Consider the following 15,156-nt stretch of genomic DNA (forward strand, 5'->3'; position numbering starts at 1 on the left):
GCGCCCTCCCACCACCGTACGGGCGTGGCCCGTCGCCCGCGCGGCGCAGCTCCGCGCTGTTTCAGCATGTCCGCCATGAGGGTGAGCTCCGACTGCTGCGCCTCGACCATGCCCCGGGCCAGATCCCGCTCGGCGGGGGTCTTGCACTGGGCCGCGCAGCCCCGGGCCATCGCGACCCCGCCCTTGTGGTGGTCGGTCATCAGCTGGAGGTAGAGCACCTCCGCATCACGGCCCTCGGCGGCGCCGAGCTGCGCGAGCTCCTCCTTGGTGGCCATGCCGGCCATGAGCGCGCCGGGCTTGGCGGCGACACCGCCCATGTCGTGCCCGGCCGTGTCGTGGCCGGCCGATTCGTGCCCGGCTGGGGCCTGCCCGCTCGTGTCGTGGCCGCCCGTGTCGTGCCCGCCCGTGTCGTGCCCCGGGTGGCCGCCGTGCTGGTCGGCGGACCCCATCCAGGACATCGGCGGCTCGTCGGCCACCACCTTCGGCAGCCCCCACAGGTCCAGCCAGCCCAGCAGCATGCCCCGCTGGTTGGCCTGCGTGTTGGCGATGTCGTACGCGAGCCCGCGCACGGGCTCGTCCTTGGTGCGGTCCCGCACGATGAACGACATCTCCACCGCCTGCTGGTGGTGCACGGCCATGTCCCGCGCGAAGCCCGCGTCCGGTGAGTAGAGGCCCGGCGCGCGGGCCGACGTACCGTCGCCGTCGCTGCCGCTCGCGGCGGTGACCGTGGCCGCCGCCGCGAACAGCAGCGCGAGCAGGACGGCGCTCCCGGCCGCCCAGTACGTACGGGTCACTTCTCGGCCAGCCCGCTCGTGCAGGCCGCGCCCGGCTCCGGGGTCTGCGGGCCCTGCACGTACTTGGTGAAGAACTGCGCGACGCGGGGGTCGTCCGCCTTGTCCACCGTCAGCTGCTTGCCCCAGGCGCTCAGCATGATCGTGCCGGCCTGCTCCTTGACCGGGCTCATCAGCGTGTACGGGGTCTTGGACACGGTCCCGGCGAGCGCGTCGAGGTCGCCCTTGGCGGCCTTCTCGTTGTACGTCACCCAGACCGCGCCGTGCTCCAGCGAGTGGACGGCGTTGACCTCGGGGACCGGGTTCTTGTAGACGTCGCCGTTGCAGTTCATCCAGCGGGGGCTGTGGTCGCCGCCGACCGGCGGGTTCATCGGGTACTTCACCGGGGTGTCGACGTGGTTGCGGCCCAGCGCCTTCGCGTCCCAGGTCTGCTCGCCGTTCACCGGGGCCTTGCGGGCCGCCGCCGCGGCGTCCTTCTTCTCCTGCTTGTCGATCAGCACCCACGCGCCGAAGCCGATGAGCCCGGCGGCGACGGCCACCGAGACCGTGATCGCGATGGCCGCGTTGCGCCGGTCGCGGGCCCGCTCGGCGCGGCGCATCTCGGCTATGCGGGCCTGGGGGGAGTTGCTGTCGTACGGGGTCCTGCTGGCCATGTGCCCTGAATCCTTCTGCTGAGGGGGGTGGAGGGATGGATCCGGTGGAGCGCGGTACGGCGCCCGGACCCGTCAGGTCCGCAGCACTTGGAGGGCATGCAGGTCGGGAGCCCGGGCGAGCGTCCCGTGCGGCCGGGCCGGCCTGCCGTCGGCGGCGCGCCCGACGGGATCCGGGGCGGAGCCCGCCACGGTCACGGCGGGCGGCGGGGCGGGCAGTACGCCGGGGGCCACGTGCGAGAAGGGGGAGCAGCCGGGCGGCACGTCGGGGGACACGCAGACGGCGCGCGTCCCGTGCCCGCCCGCGGGCCCCCGTAGGGCGGACACGCCGGTCGGGGCGGTCGGGGCGGCCGCGACGGACACGGCGGTGACGGCGTGCGGCTCGCCCGGCCGTACACACAGGAACAGCGCTCCGAGCAGCACGCAGAGGGCGACCGCGATGACGGCACGCCGGGGCATCCGACGCCCTGCGCGCCCGTGCCGCATGTGCTCCCAGCCCCCCATGGGCGCAGATGGTAATGCTCATGACGGGCCCGAGGTCAGTGCGGGGGTGCCACGAGGTTTCAGAGGTGCGTAATGTGGCGGAAACCGCGGCTGGCGATACTGGGCCCGCCCGACTGTGCCCCCGCCCTCGGGGGAGGTGGTGCACAGGCCGTCTGAACTGCGAGGATGAAGGCATGGACAAGCAGCAGGAATTCGTCCTCCGGACGCTCGAGGAGCGCGACATCCGGTTCGTGCGCCTGTGGTTCACCGACGTACTGGGCTTCCTGAAGTCCGTCGCGGTCGCCCCCGCCGAGCTGGAGCAGGCCTTCGACGAGGGCATCGGTTTCGACGGATCGGCCATCGAGGGCTTCGCGCGGGTCTACGAATCCGACATGATCGCCAAGCCGGACCCCAGCACGTTCCAGATACTGCCGTGGCGCGCCGAGGCCCCCGGGACCGCCCGGATGTTCTGCGACATCCTGATGCCGGACGGGTCGCCGTCCTTCGCGGACCCGCGGTACGTCCTCAAGCGCATCCTGAACAAGACCTCCGACCTGGGCTTCACCTTCTACACCCACCCCGAGATCGAGTTCTTCCTGCTGAAGGACAAGCCGCTGGACGGGACCCGCCCGGTACCGGCGGACAACTCCGGCTACTTCGACCACACTCCGCAGAACGTCGGCATGGACTTCCGCCGCCAGGCGATCACCATGCTCGAATCCATGGGCATCTCGGTGGAGTTCAGCCACCACGAGGGCGCCCCGGGCCAGCAGGAGATCGACCTCCGCTACGCGGACGCGCTCTCCACGGCGGACAACATCATGACCTTCCGCCTCGTCATGAAGCAGGTCGCGCTCGAACAGGGCGTCCAGGCCACCTTCATGCCGAAGCCGTTCTCCGAGTACCCCGGCTCGGGCATGCACACCCACCTCTCCCTCTTCGAGGGGGACCGCAACGCCTTCTACGAGTCGGGCGCCGAGTACCAGCTCTCGAAGGTCGGCCGCTCCTTCATCGCGGGCCTCCTGAAGCACGCGGCGGAGACGGCCGCGGTCACCAACCAGTGGGTCAACTCGTACAAGCGCATCTGGGGCGGCTCCTCCCGCAGCGCCGGCGCGGGCGGCGAGGCCCCCTCGTACATCTGCTGGGGCCACAACAACCGCTCGGCCCTGATCCGGGTCCCGATGTACAAGCCGGGCAAGACGGGCTCCTCGCGGGTCGAGGTCCGCTCGATCGACTCGGGCGCCAACCCGTACCTGACGTACGCCGTGCTCCTCGCGGCGGGCCTCAAGGGCATCGAGGAGGGCTACGAACTCCCGGCGGGCGCCGACGACGACGTCTGGGCCCTCTCCGACGCGGAACGCCGGGCGATGGGCATCGAACCCCTCCCGCAGAACCTCGGCGAGGCCATCGCCCTGATGGAACGCAGCGAACTGGTCGCCGAAACCCTCGGCGAGCACGTCTTCGACTTCTTCCTGCGCAACAAGAAGCAGGAGTGGGAGGAATACCGCTCGGAGGTCACGGCCTTCGAACTCCGCAAGAACCTCCCTGTCCTGTAGCCGCAGGTCAGAGGTAGTACCCCAGTCACACGGCACCCCGGGCCGACGGCACTCAGCCGCCGGCCCGGGGCCGTTTCACCCCTCCTGGGCCGTCTGTGGGCCGTCAGCCGCCGGACCGGCGGCCCGGTAGACCTCATCTACGGCCCGCAGGGTGCGCTCGTGGCTGCTCGGCATCAGGTGCGTGTACACCCGGAGCGTGAACCCGGGGTCGCCATGTCCGAGGTACGTGCTGAGCGCCTTGATGTTCTCCCCGGAGTCCAGCAAGACGGACGCGTAGAAGTGCCGGAGCGCGTGCATCCCGTGCTCACGCGCGGCCGCGGCTCCGGGATGACGCCAGCCTGCACGAGGGCGAACTTCCACACCCGGGTGTTGAAGTCGGTGCGCCGCACCGCGCCCCCGCCCGACAGGGAGAACAGCAGCCGCTTGGTGACGAGCGGCCCGTCCGGCTTCAGCCAGGGAAGCGTCACGTCCACCGGCGGGAACTCCTCGCGGTGCTCCCGCAGCACCTGACCGATGCGACGGGGGAGTGGTACATCCCGCTCCTTCTCCCGCTTAGGCGGACCGAACACCAGGTGTCCGTTCGCCACCTTCACCTGATTGGCCACCCGGAGCCATTCACCGCGGAAGTCGTCAGGGTCGTCGGGCAGACCGAAGATCTCCCCCTGCCGGAGTCCCAACCCTCCGCCGGCATCGGCCATCGCCCGGTACCGCTTCGGTAGCGCTGCCCGGATGGCGAAGAGCTGCTTGGGCGTCCATGGCCTGACCCGCGGAGCGACCGGAGCGGGCGCCCGGACCGTACGAGCCTTGCACGGGTTCTTCGCCAGCAACTCGTCGTCCACCGCGGCGGCGAGTACGGCAGACACGCTCGCGAAGATGACGCGCCGGTATGAGGAGACCGGCAGGACCTGCTCCAGCTCGCTGAGCCAGTCACGGATGTGCTCCGGCCGGAACGAGTCGAGTGGCCGCGTGCCGAGGTACGGGAACGCGTGCTTGCGGATCTGTACTTCGACAGACGACCGCGTGGTCACGTCTGTCGTCAGCGACGAGAGCCACTTCTCTCCGTACTCCCGGAACGTGATTCGGCCGGCGGTGGGGTCGATGTACTCCCCCCGGGACATGTCCGCCTCGATGTGCGCCAGCCACTTCTCAGCGAGCCGCTTCTGCCTGTCGGGGAAGCGCTTCGACTTCTCGGTCCCGTCCGGTCCGATGAACCGGGCGCGGTAGCGCATCCCGCTGCCGTGGCGGTCGGTCTTGATCCGACGGGGCTTGCCGTCGGGTCCCTGCTCCGTCTTGAACCACCGGTCTTGGATGTGGCCTGCCACGTGTGGGCCTTTCTGAGCAAGCGCCGAGGGCGGGCCCAGGTGGGCCCGCCCTCGGCGGTGGTGGGTTGGTTAAGCGGCTTGGCTGATGTCCTTGCGCTTCTGCTCGGAGATCCAGTCGTAGAGGTCGGCGGGGTCGTAGCGGGTGTGCTTGCCGACGCGGAATCCGGGCGGGCCGGTCCGCTTCTTGCGCCACTGGTAGAGGGTCTCCACCGGGACGCCGAGGATCTCGGCGACGTCGTCGGGGTTGAGGTAACGGTGGGGGAGTCCGCCGCGCAGGATGGCGCGGGGGTCACTCTCGGCGGGCATTGCTCCTCCGGCGGGTGTGTCCGAGGTCCGGATTTCTGCGTCATAGCGTCGTCTGGGTCATCAGCTGGTCTGACCTGCGGCTTTCGATGACGTCGTAGCTGGGCTGTGTGTCACCGGCCCGCGTCACCGTCACCGGAGTGACGCGGGTGACGCGCGATGACGTAGCCGTTGTCCGTCTGCGTCACCGGTGTAGCCGCAGGTCACGTGCTATTTCGTGCGCTGTGGTGACGTGGGTGACGCAGAGTCTCTTCTCTTAGGAAAAAGAGAGGGGTGGTGTCTGTAGTGGTGCGGTGCGTCTTCGAGCGCGATGAGGGGGCCGCTGCGCGGCACGTCTATCGCAGCGGCGGCAAGCCGCCGGAACAGCAAGAGGAGCACGCGCCACCCCGGGACGACGGGTGCTCTTCTTGCTTGAACGCAGGGCCGTGGTGGCGCCGGTCAGAATGCTGCCTGCTGCTGGCCGGGCGGTGCGGCGGCCGGTCGGGTCATCTCGATGTAGCGGGCGGTGCTGGTGCGGCCCCAGTCGACGAGGACGCCGCGGGCGGCGAGGGTGGGCTGGAGGCGCTTGAGGCGGTCGGAGAGGACTTTGCCGGTGGTGGGCCAGCCCTTGGGCAGGGTGCGGAAGTCGTCTCCGGTGTAGAGCTGGGTGAGGGCGTGCAGCAACTCGGTCGACGTCATCCGGACCTCCTCGCCGAGGCCGAGGCCGGCGGCGTGCTTGAGGACGGTCTGTGCGAGGAGGTCGCCCTCGATCACGTCGTCGTTGAGGTCGTCGAGGCTGGCCCGGTAGGCGCCCAGCGAGCCGAGGCCGGTGGCGGTGTCGAGCTGGGCGCAGAGGTGGGCGAAGTCCGCCATCCGTAGGTCGGTGGGAATCTCGGCCTCGGTCGCCCGCACCTTGACGGCCAAGTCCAGCAGGGAGCCGAGGATGACGGGCAGCACCTGCGCGTACTCCGCCCACAGCTCCGCCTCCGTACGCCTCACCCGCGGCCGCTCCAGCCGCAGGGGAAGGAGGCGTTCGGCGAGGTCGGGTCGGATGACGCCGACGTCGATGCCGGTCAGCAGGAGTGGGCGGCGGTAGCGGGAGCGGTAGACGTCCCCGTCGCTGAACAGGGCGCGCTTGATGCTCTCTGCGCCGGTGACGATGCAGCACATCAGGTCGGACAGGTCCGGCGGCAGGTGGGAGAGGTTGTCGAGGGCGGAGACCCATCCTGCGGCGACGGCCGTGATCAGGTTCTCCTCGTCCTTCGGGGCGCGGCGCAGGTCACCGGTCATGCCCTCGATGATCCGCACGAGCATCCTGCCGCCGGTGGACTTGCCGGCGCCTTGGGGGCCGGTGAGGAACGGTGCGGGGACGGGGACGGACGGCTCCAGGCAGCCGATCAGCCACGCGACGGCGAGGCACTCGCTCTCGGCGTTGGCGAAGTTGCACAGCCGCAGCAGAGCGTCGATGCCCTTACCGTCGGTGTCCTTCTCGGGGATCGGGAGTTCGCCGGTGAGCTGGGTGCGCCGCCAGCACACCTCTCGCGGGTCGGGGACGCGGATGTCCCAGCCGGTGGGGTGGATGCGGACGGACTTCCCGTCGTCGCGGCCCAGGTCGAGCCAGGTCGCACCGTCGAATCCGGGCGCTACGCGGATGTGGGTGGCTTGTACGTCCTGGCTGAGGGCGAGTGCTTCGATCAAGTCCAGTGCCTCCTTGAGGGCGGAGCCGTTGAAGGAGCCGTGGCCGTCGTTGTAGAGGCCGACCATGAGTTCCTGCCGGTGGCTGCCGGTCGTGCCCTGGGAGCGGATCGGGCGGGCGACGGGGTGGCTGTTCTTCTGCGCGTAGACGGTGCCTTCGGTGGTGCGGAAGTACCGGAAGTGGGCTTGCGCGTAGTCGGTGATGATCTGCCGTGCCGGGGTCTTGTCGCGTCGGTCACGGTCACATCCCCAGCTGGGTGCGGGCGTTGGTCCAGGCGTCCTCGCAGTGCCGCAGGGACTCGCCCTTGGCCTGAGCGGCGGTGAACAGGCGCTTGATGTGCGTGTCGGTGAGGCAGCCGCACCGGCCGTGCGCGGACAGCACCGCGAGGAACAGCCGGAACACGGTCCGGTGAATGCCTTCCGGAGCCTCCTCGATCCGCTGCTCCGCCAGGGCGATGCCGCGTTCCAGATAGGCTGGCGAACGATGAGGGCACTCCCCGCCGCCGACCGGAGCCGCCGCAATCACGGGGCGGGACGCTGGCCGAACCGCCGCGGGCTCCTTCGCGGCGAGGGCCTGTACGGCGTCGGGGAGCGGCGCCATGGTGCCGGTGCCGGAGCCGAGCCATCGGGCGTAGGACATCAGCGACTTGATGTCGACTCCGGGGCGTACGGCGTTGGGGGAAGTCATGGTGCCGAGGTAGATCCAGTGCTCCCCGCGCGTGGTCGCCACGGTCTTGGTGGCGGGCAGGTGCTGGCGTGCCCAGGCAATAGCGTCGGCGTTGTCGAGGTCGACGACGGTGAGGCTGGCGCCGCCGGGGTGGTAGGCGACGGCCGCGGCCTGCCGCCAGGCCGGGGCCCACGCGGCGGAGGTGAGGATGTGCGGGTCGGTGGTCGCGGCGGCCCAGGCGTGGCAGGGCGTCGGGCAGGCGCAGGGGCCGGGGGTTTTCATGTTCGGCCGGCCGCCGCAGGCGTTCTTGCGGCAGGCGCGGCAGTTACCCATGGGGCCTTTGCCCTCCCTCAGCGGCAGCACGGGCAGCCCCTGCCCGGCGAGCCACAGCGCGGTATCCAGGTGACCGGTCAGCGTGGTCATGCGGCCACCGCCCCGGACATCGTGCGGGCGAGGAACGCGCGGCCGAGCCACTCCGAGTAGGCCGGCGGAATGGCCTCGGTCAGTTCCTCGCGGACGTCGGTCCAGTTGATACCCATGGCCTGCTGCATCTCAGGCACGGTGGCCTTGCCCCCGCCGGCGCCGTACGCGGCGACGTACGGCCCGTCGCGGTATTCGCCGTGGCGCCACCCTCGTACGTAGCCGCGGTGGCGGACGTGCTTGGGCTTGGCGGTGCTCCAGCCGCACAACCCGAAGTTCCGGTGGCGCAGGACGCCGAGTCCGAACTGTTCGCCGCACAGGGTGATGTCCTTGCGGACGTCGGCCTTGCCGTCCGGTTGCTCGATTACATATGGCAGCCCGGACGCGTCCAGCAGTTCGCGGGTGGGGGCGACGAGATCGACGTGTTCGCCGCCCCAGCCGCGGGCCCGGTTGGTGCCCACCGCCGGGCAGAGACTGGTGGAGCCCCAGCTCCCCACACCTCGCCCGCGCGAGACGGACGAGGGAGGCAACCGGCCGTGGCCAGCAGGGCCGCGGAAGGGCTGGGTGTCGCTGTACCTCACGCGGAGACTCCGCGTGGCCGCCTACTTGGTCGAGGAGAGGCGGCATGATCCCCATTCAGTTATCAAAGAGCTGGTGCTTCCTTAGAGCCCTCTCAGGCCTTCCGGGCACACGTCCGTGCAGGTCAGAGCAGCCGAAGCCAGCTCCGATCCCCATTGGATACATGCTTGAACGTGTATCTCACGATGAAGCGCTCGATTGCGGCTGTCAAGTCCCTCGCTGCTTTCGAGCCCTCCTGGGGCGTGACATCAGAGTGGCCCAGAGCTCCGGGACGAAGTCACCACGTCCCTGGACGTCCCTGGGAGCTGGGATGGCAAACGAGCGGTTACGGTCGGCGATGCTCACGCACGGCGTCACCGTCGAAGTCATGGCCGAGCACGTCGGCGTGGATCCGAAGACTGTGGAACGGTGGATCACTCAAGGCCGGGCACCGTACCGCCGCCATCGCCTCGCGATAGCCGCCTACCTGAGCGAGGACGAGACCTACCTCTGGCCGAACGGTCTCCCAGAAGGGCAGCGTCAGGACGCCGCCGACGCCGAAGTCCTCAAGGTGTACCCACACCGCTCCTACGTCCCGCCCGAGCTGTGGCTCCAGCTCTTCGGTCGAGCCGAGCGGGAAATCGGGGTGCTGGTCCATGCCGGCGTGTTCCTTGCCGAGAACCCGCGCTGGCCGCAACTCCTCCGCCAGAAGGCGGCGGCCGGGGTACGGGCCCGCATCCTCCTGGGGGATCCGGACAGCCGGAAGTCCAGCGGCGCGGGCAGGAAGAAGAGATCGGCGAAGGCGTGGCCTACAAGGTGCGGGAGGTGATGAAGCTATACCGCCCGCTCTACGGGGGTAGCAGGCATTGAGTTCCGCATGCACCGATCCACGCTGCACAACTCCCTGTACCGCGCGGACGACGAATGGCTGGTGAACACCCAGGTCTACGGTGTGAGCGCACCCCTGACCCCGGTCCTCCACCTTCGTCGGGTCGCGGGCGCCGAGCTGGCCGCGACATATCAGCAAAGCTTCGAGAAGGTCTGGGACGAAGCAGCTCCCATCGAAAGGACCTCATGAGCCGCCGCACCGACTACTTCAACGACCCGAACGCCCCCAAGGCCAACAGCATCGTGCCCGCGGTGACGGCATTCGTCGTGAACGACACCGGCGAGGTTCTCCTCGAACGACGCTCCGACAACGGCCGTTGGGGCATGCCGGGTGGAGTTCAGGAGGTTGGGGAGAACATCGCGGGCACCGTCGTGCGCGAAGTCCTGGAGGAGACCGGCATCCACGTTGAAGTGGTCGGACTCGTCGGCATCTTTACGGACCCCGGGCACGTCATCGCCTTCGCTGACGGAGAGGTCCGACAGGAGTTCTCCCTCTGCTTCCGGGCCAGGCCGGTCGGCGGCGAGATCAAGGTCAGCTCGGAGTCGTTTGCCGTGCGGTGGGTGCCCCGGTCGGAGCTTGATGACCTGGACATCTCCCCGGCCACGCGCCAGCGCCTGGATGAGGGCTTCCGAGACGTGCCGATCCCCGTAATCAGCTGAGTCGAGCCGCCAGGGCCTCGGCCTGCCGCTCCCGGACCCGGTCCACTCGCTCCAGCAGGTCTGGCCGTGCTGCGGACACGGCCCGGAAAACGACATGGTCCGACCCATACCGCTCCAGCACCTCGGCGAGCCGATGAGCTGGGTCGACCAGTTCCCCGACCGGGCTGCTGGTGAGGTCGCAGTAAGTGATGGCGTCGACCAGCTCGGGTTCCGCCGGCCCGAACTCAGCGAGAGCATCAGCCAACCCGAGCTCGGAGGCTTCCCAGGGCGAGGATGTATGGAACGCGACGATGCTGCACAACCGCGGGTCGGCCCCCACTACGTCCCGCAGGTACCGAGCGCCGTCAATCATGTGCTGACCGGTGTCCACCGCCCGCTCGGCATACCCGACGTCGTGTGCGATGGCAGCGGCCGCCAACAGCTCGGCGTCGGAGCCGAGCGCAGGCGCCAGGGTCAGGGCCTGCCTGTAGACCCGCTGCGAGTGAGCCCACCGCCGCGGCAGGTCCTTCGCAAGCAGAGACTCGGCGAGATCGTGGGCCCACTTGGCCAACTGCATGTCCAGCGCCTCCGAGAAAGTCAGAACTAAGAGCTCAAGCATCGGGTCTCAAGAGGGGGAACGAACGAACCGCCCCACACCGTGCCGAGCCTCAACATGCCCAGCGGTCTCCAGCTCGCGCACCGCTCGGCGCACGGTCCCACGGGCGACCGCGTACGTCTCGGCGAGCGCCGCCTCGCTCGGCAGCCGGGTGCCGGCGGGAAGCTCTCCACGCTGAATCTGCCCCAGCAGATCATTCATGATCCGCTCGTACGGCGGAGACTCGGCGCCCCCGGCCACCGCCCGTCCGACGCCAGCCACGGACTTGATGGTCCCCGCTTCTTCAAGGGCCCGCAACGCACGCCGCACGGTCGTACGCGCTACGCCGAACTCCCGCCCGATCTCCGCCTCAGAGGGCAACCCGTCGGCGTAGTCACCACCAGCGATCCGCTCGCGCAGTACCTGAGAGATCACCTGATACGTCCCACGTGGGCTAGGGCTCGCCATGCATTGCTCCTTGGCGCCATTGGTCTGAAAATTCTGGATAGCCCATCAAATTTCATCAAACCATGAAGCGCTGGCTGCCACTTGCGACAGAGGAACGGTGCGTGCGGCCAGATCTCTCTTTACGCTCCCCTCAGCCAACCTGACCAGAGAGTGTGGGTAAGAAGACGCATTTGTGGCGACCTTCCGTGCGACATCAATCGGGATGTCCGTAAGCCCATTAAAGTATCCGACGAAAAAGACATCCGCATTCGCCAGGTAGGCCCGACGGACGACTTCCACGCATTTCGCCCAGTCGATAACGCCTTGATTCATTTCCATAAGCGTAGCTTGGAAAATCACCTCATGAATCGATGCCTCGTCCCCTAGGTAATCGTTTATATACCTCTTGACGATGGGGATTTGTGTAGTTCCTACGATAGGAAGGCAGAGCATTGCGGCCAAGCGCGGGCTGATTCGGTCGGGCATCGTTTCGAGGGGAATGACCCTGCGTGCGTTTCCACGCGAAGGCGCAAGCAGCATTCCCAAGGTCAGGAACATGCGCTCCGCGTCCGGGGTGTCCATTGGTTCGACCACCGAGTCCATTTCAGGACAGAGCTTGGACAGGGTGGAAGGCCCGCAAAGCAACAGCGCGGCCAGCACCCAGACGTGGCGCTCTTCTCCAACGGCGTCGCTTAGTTGACTTCTCCACCAACTTGCAGCGCCTGCTTGATGGCGCGCAAATCCCAACCTCGTTGATACGGGCATGGACGCATCAAAAAGGTCGACTGCTGCCCAATCGGATCGGTTACCTCGTGGCGTGTGAAGTAGCCAGCCGAGCGCCGCCTTCCAAACGCTCCACCGTCCGCCGAGCGCGCTCTCCATTTTCTCAAGGTAGCGCTGAAAACCGCCGCCGATCTGCATAGCCTCCTTCCTTGTCCCCTGGAGCAGTTGATGGAAGGCTTCCAGAATAGCGGCGTCCTCGTCACAGACAATGCCAGTGTATGCAGTTGGCCAGGAGGCTCCACCGTGCCGTTGCATGACAGAACCCAAATTTCCATACCGGTCATAATATGGGTTAAGTAGAATCAGGGGATTGACTGCAGCAGACAGAAGATTTAGAGGGTCGGGCGAACGACCAGAGGCGCGTACCGCATGGATTCGACCATTGATGATTAGGTCGCGAGCTGCAAGTCTCTGATCGCTGCCTGCCGGGAAGTAGTCGGCGCGCCCAGCCGCGAGGAGGAACCAGGTGGTTTCGCGATCGACTTCGAGGTTCGATTTTTCGAATAGACCTTTCAGGGAATCGGCTGAAAATTTCGGCAGAACTCCAAGAAAGTAGCCGACGCGAACCCACGACAATGCTGCTTCCATCGAATCGAGCGTATCGAACCCGAGAGCCCACTCTTTGCTTAGCTCGACGGATGACCCATTCCGCTGGGCCAGCTGGGCGATTGCGCGCAGGATGTCGTGCGGAGGTGAGGCTTGCAGCACCTCCATGCACCGTTGGAGAAGCTCTTCCCGGCCGCAACCGTCAGGAAGGGCAAGAGGTTCCTCTCCCGAAGGCCCATAGCGATCGTCGCCGAGCAGGGACCTGACGCCATCTCTACGAAGAATGAGATCGATTACCTTTTTCAGGCTGCGCGCGTTCTGGCTAAATACCCAGTCGGCGACAAGAGTCGCGGCCAGAGACCGAGGGTGGGAAGTCAGCCCAAGGTCGACATCAGTTGCGAGGACCTCAAGCCTATCAACTAGGGAGGGCAGTTCACCTTTACTAAAGCATCCCGCGTAAAAACGTGTGACGTTTAGCCAGTATGTGTTCCGCGCAACGGCGTCAAATCTCTCGTCCTTGGTGCCGGCTCGCGGGCTACCAACAGGGCTGTAAGGTGCCGTTTCATAGAGGAACCTACCAGCAAAATACTCCCGGAGAGGTTGAACCTCGAACTCGAAGAGACCTTCCACTGCACCGACCAGGAATACAACTCGCTGCGCAAGCCCGGTAAAGAGCTCATCCGCAAGGCCTGGGTCACGGTCCTCAGAGATGAGGTATTCCTTAATCAACTCTCGAAGGCGAGAGGCGTCAATCTTTCCGAGCGTGCGGCCGGTTTCTGCCTCGCTGTGCAGCACCCAGGCAAGGTAGCGATGCACATCGATTAGAATCTCTTGGCGTTTTTTAACGATTTCGCTTTTATCGGCCTCGCGAGCAAGGAAGAGCTCAACGTAGATGTCATACAGGGCGGTGCGTTTATCCGGGAGGCTGCTACCTCGTGTATGGATAACGCTGAGCAGAATCGCCAGCTGCATTGGATTGCGTGCTAGGTCACGCATGTGAGGCTGGTCCAGCTTATCCGCCAGAACGCGGCGAAGCTCAGAGGCTTCCTTCTGCGGGAGCTTTCGGGACGTGGCCCATCGGCCTGCATACTCTTCAATGAGTGGGCGCCCGAGTCGGGTGAGCTTCCATCGATGAAAAAATTTCGACGGAAAATCGGATACCTCTGCCAGCGCTGACGGGCGTGTAGTAACCAGCAGCTGAAGGCTAGTTGCAGATTCCCGAAGGCGCCTGGCTGTAATCGTGATCTCTCGGACCACTTCATTACGAAGCTTTACTTCGGCCACTTCGTCTAGCCCGTCAAGCATAATAAGCAGCGAGCTAGACCTAGCAATTACTGATAGGTCGTCCGGAGTGAAGGTGAGACCTCCGGATTGCTCGCCAATAAGTGCACTGATGAACGATTCGAGCGATCGGTTTAGGTGGGTAGGGCGAGACTCCTGCGAATCCTGCGAGAAAGGATTCTTTCCGGAAAGCCACGTAGCATATTCGCGCAGGTCCACTTTGATGGGGAAACGTGCAAACTGTGGCCTATGCCTCTCGGGGAGAAGGGAAAACCCTTCATCCCCGAGGATCTTCATCCGATGGACCTGGCATACGTACTGCGCCAGAGTGGATTTCCCCTGCCCTGGGCCGCCTTCGAGTACTACTACATCGCTATAGTCCGCTAGATCTTCACTCAAGAGCAGGTCGGCAGCCCCTCGTGGCTGCTCGATTGCCCCGTCGGGGCCGATCTCATGCGGCGGCTCGGCGTGCAGGTAGCTGTCATTTCGGCGATCGATGCGGCGCTTGCCAGACTCCTGCCTTGGGAGGATTTTCGCAGGAACATCAACGAACAGTCCGAGAATGTCGTTGCTTATCTCGACCTGCTTGAAACGAACTTCGCTATCCTGATCGAACTGAGCGATGGCGAAACTTCGCAACACGTCAGCCCTGCGACCCTGCAGGTCAGGACCGACTGACGCGGCGATTGCCTGCAGTACGTCAGTCCCTCGCAGGATATCAGGGTAAGTCCATTTGACATCCGAGGCGCCGTCGCATCGTCGATCTAGATCGTCTCGCCACCATGCGCGGATGGGCACTGGCATATCTGTATTTAGGGCACCGTTCAGTTTGTCAATTGACCCAAACTCCGGGAATGCCGTGCCGGGGACATTGGTCACCAGAATATATTCGAGCGCACCCGGGTTCTCGGCTAGAAGCGTACGAATCGCCGGTGTCTCCCCGTCCATGGTCTCAACGAGCCATTTATGGGGATCCTTCATGCTGAAAGGATTTCTGACGAACTTGACCTGGAAGATCCGGTATTTTCCTTTGGGGGCTCCGACGATCTGAATCGCGTCGCGACCGCCGTCCCGTTGTCCGACAGGAAAGCATTGCGTCCCTGGAAACTCTCGTGTTAGCAGGGCCTGGCAGAGGTGCTGGAATCGTTCATCATCGAGTTGCTCGTAGTGATATGTAGACAATGCTGTCTAGCCTTCCAGCCCTCTTCGCCGCTGGCGACGCGGCCCAGGTTGTCAGGGTACCCCGAGAGCAGGCTGGCTGACCGTCAACTGTCATGCCTGCGTGGGCTGTCTAGTACACCTGCACGGCACCGTCCGTCGGGGTTTCCGGCAGGCCGGTGACCTTGACTCCGACCTCGGATGGCGGCTGACAGGCGAGCTGACAGTGTCTCTGACGCTGGCATCTGTGGGTAGAGCGCGAGCCGTCGGAGTCGCGATGGGTCGCTCTGTGCGAGCGTGTCGGGATCACGCTCGCTTGGACCGGTCGCGAAGACGATGTGCTCGCCTAAATGAGGCGCTCACCTGCACCGCCGGGTGGTGGACCTGGGCCGTCC

At 66.2% G+C, this 15,156-nt stretch carries 12 protein-coding genes and 3 pseudogenes; 4 read left to right on the plus strand and 11 right to left on the minus strand.

Annotated features, from left to right (window positions below; translation table 11 throughout):
* Positions 1 to 38 precede the first annotated feature (38 nt).
* The 3 genes and pseudogenes from ACZ5WG_RS30050 to ACZ5WG_RS30060 form a co-directional block, all read right to left on the minus strand.
* Positions 39 to 794: pseudogene (locus tag ACZ5WG_RS30050) on the minus strand (DUF305 domain-containing protein); the annotation flags it as partial.
* Complete coding sequence (locus ACZ5WG_RS30055; protein ID WP_468727278.1) at positions 791 to 1,444, minus strand: DUF3105 domain-containing protein; 654 nt, start codon at positions 1,442 to 1,444, stop codon at positions 791 to 793. The gene ACZ5WG_RS30055 and the pseudogene ACZ5WG_RS30050, both read right to left, overlap by 4 nt.
* Positions 1,445 to 1,516: 72 nt before the next feature.
* Positions 1,517 to 1,900: a hypothetical protein gene (locus tag ACZ5WG_RS30060; protein WP_468727279.1), complete on the minus strand. Its 384-nt coding sequence runs from the start codon at positions 1,898 to 1,900 to the stop codon at positions 1,517 to 1,519.
* A 218-nt stretch (positions 1,901 to 2,118) separates the two neighbouring features.
* On the opposite strand from ACZ5WG_RS30060, the gene ACZ5WG_RS30065 reads away from it, so the two are divergent.
* Positions 2,119 to 3,480 carry a glutamine synthetase family protein gene (locus tag ACZ5WG_RS30065; protein ID WP_266667582.1) on the plus strand — a complete coding sequence of 454 codons (1,362 nt, stop codon included), beginning with the start codon at positions 2,119 to 2,121 and terminating at the stop codon, positions 3,478 to 3,480.
* A gap of 75 nt (positions 3,481 to 3,555) precedes the next feature.
* On the opposite strand, the pseudogene ACZ5WG_RS30070 reads toward ACZ5WG_RS30065, so the two are convergent.
* The 5 genes and pseudogenes from ACZ5WG_RS30070 to ACZ5WG_RS30090 all read right to left on the minus strand — a co-directional run.
* Positions 3,556 to 4,802, minus strand: a pseudogene (locus ACZ5WG_RS30070) (tyrosine-type recombinase/integrase).
* 69 nt (positions 4,803 to 4,871) lie between these two features.
* Complete coding sequence (locus ACZ5WG_RS30075; RefSeq protein ID WP_468727284.1) at positions 4,872 to 5,108, minus strand: helix-turn-helix transcriptional regulator; 237 nt, start codon at positions 5,106 to 5,108, stop codon at positions 4,872 to 4,874.
* Between the two features lie 435 nt (positions 5,109 to 5,543).
* The gene (locus ACZ5WG_RS30080; protein ID WP_468727286.1) at positions 5,544 to 6,848 is read right to left on the minus strand and encodes an ATP-binding protein; all 1,305 of its coding nucleotides are present in this window, start codon (positions 6,846 to 6,848) and stop codon (positions 5,544 to 5,546) included.
* 172 nt (positions 6,849 to 7,020) lie between these two features.
* Positions 7,021 to 7,869: a bifunctional DNA primase/polymerase gene (locus ACZ5WG_RS30085; protein WP_468727289.1), complete on the minus strand. Its 849-nt coding sequence runs from the start codon at positions 7,867 to 7,869 to the stop codon at positions 7,021 to 7,023.
* Positions 7,866 to 8,327 (minus strand): annotated as a pseudogene (locus ACZ5WG_RS30090) (DNA methylase); the annotation flags it as partial. The gene ACZ5WG_RS30085 and the pseudogene ACZ5WG_RS30090, both read right to left, overlap by 4 nt.
* Positions 8,328 to 8,755: 428 nt before the next feature.
* Between ACZ5WG_RS30090 and ACZ5WG_RS30095 the strand changes: the two are divergent.
* From ACZ5WG_RS30095 to ACZ5WG_RS30105, 3 genes are read left to right on the plus strand one after another with little or no spacing between them, the layout of a single operon-like run.
* The gene (locus ACZ5WG_RS30095; protein ID WP_468727290.1) at positions 8,756 to 9,253 is read left to right on the plus strand and encodes a helix-turn-helix domain-containing protein; all 498 of its coding nucleotides are present in this window, start codon (positions 8,756 to 8,758) and stop codon (positions 9,251 to 9,253) included.
* 48 nt (positions 9,254 to 9,301) lie between these two features.
* Positions 9,302 to 9,502, plus strand: a complete 201-nt coding sequence (locus tag ACZ5WG_RS30100; protein ID WP_468727292.1) for a hypothetical protein — start codon at positions 9,302 to 9,304, stop codon at positions 9,500 to 9,502.
* A complete protein-coding gene (locus ACZ5WG_RS30105; RefSeq protein ID WP_468727293.1) occupies positions 9,499 to 9,972 on the plus strand; it encodes an NUDIX domain-containing protein in 474 nt (157 codons plus the stop codon). The genes ACZ5WG_RS30100 and ACZ5WG_RS30105 overlap by 4 nt, the downstream gene beginning before the upstream one ends.
* On the opposite strand, the gene ACZ5WG_RS30110 is transcribed toward ACZ5WG_RS30105, so the two are convergent.
* The 3 genes from ACZ5WG_RS30110 to ACZ5WG_RS30120 form a co-directional block, all read right to left on the minus strand.
* Positions 9,965 to 10,528: an HD domain-containing protein gene (locus ACZ5WG_RS30110; protein WP_468727295.1), complete on the minus strand. Its 564-nt coding sequence runs from the start codon at positions 10,526 to 10,528 to the stop codon at positions 9,965 to 9,967. The two genes, ACZ5WG_RS30105 and ACZ5WG_RS30110, sit on opposite strands and share 8 nt — an antisense overlap.
* A gap of 48 nt (positions 10,529 to 10,576) precedes the next feature.
* Positions 10,577 to 10,981 (minus strand): GntR family transcriptional regulator, encoded by a 405-nt coding sequence (locus ACZ5WG_RS30115; protein WP_468727297.1) that lies wholly within the window; start codon positions 10,979 to 10,981, stop codon positions 10,577 to 10,579.
* 78 nt (positions 10,982 to 11,059) lie between these two features.
* A complete protein-coding gene (locus ACZ5WG_RS30120) occupies positions 11,060 to 14,785 on the minus strand; it encodes an NACHT domain-containing protein (RefSeq protein ID WP_468727299.1) in 3,726 nt (1,241 codons plus the stop codon).
* Between the last annotated feature and the right edge of the window lie 371 nt (positions 14,786 to 15,156).

It is taken from the genome of Streptomyces sp. NPDC032745 (genome assembly GCF_055579465.1).

What these genes read in the sequence shown, in the direction of transcription:
- ACZ5WG_RS30110 (WP_468727295.1), bottom strand. Translation starts at nt 10,528, where the DNA reads ATGCAGTTGGCCAAGTGGGCCCACGATCTCGCCGAGTCTCTGCTTGCG.
- ACZ5WG_RS30065 (WP_266667582.1), top strand. Translation starts at nt 2,119, where the DNA reads ATGGACAAGCAGCAGGAATTCGTCCTCCGGACGCTCGAGGAGCGCGAC.
- ACZ5WG_RS30080 (WP_468727286.1), bottom strand. Translation starts at nt 6,848, where the DNA reads ATGGTCGGCCTCTACAACGACGGCCACGGCTCCTTCAACGGCTCCGCC.
- ACZ5WG_RS30105 (WP_468727293.1), top strand. Translation starts at nt 9,499, where the DNA reads ATGAGCCGCCGCACCGACTACTTCAACGACCCGAACGCCCCCAAGGCC.
- ACZ5WG_RS30055 (WP_468727278.1), bottom strand. Translation starts at nt 1,444, where the DNA reads ATGGCCAGCAGGACCCCGTACGACAGCAACTCCCCCCAGGCCCGCATA.
- ACZ5WG_RS30095 (WP_468727290.1), top strand. Translation starts at nt 8,756, where the DNA reads ATGGCAAACGAGCGGTTACGGTCGGCGATGCTCACGCACGGCGTCACC.
- ACZ5WG_RS30085 (WP_468727289.1), bottom strand. Translation starts at nt 7,869, where the DNA reads ATGACCACGCTGACCGGTCACCTGGATACCGCGCTGTGGCTCGCCGGG.
- ACZ5WG_RS30100 (WP_468727292.1), top strand. Translation starts at nt 9,302, where the DNA reads ATGCACCGATCCACGCTGCACAACTCCCTGTACCGCGCGGACGACGAA.
- ACZ5WG_RS30060 (WP_468727279.1), bottom strand. Translation starts at nt 1,900, where the DNA reads ATGCCCCGGCGTGCCGTCATCGCGGTCGCCCTCTGCGTGCTGCTCGGA.
- ACZ5WG_RS30075 (WP_468727284.1), bottom strand. Translation starts at nt 5,108, where the DNA reads ATGCCCGCCGAGAGTGACCCCCGCGCCATCCTGCGCGGCGGACTCCCC.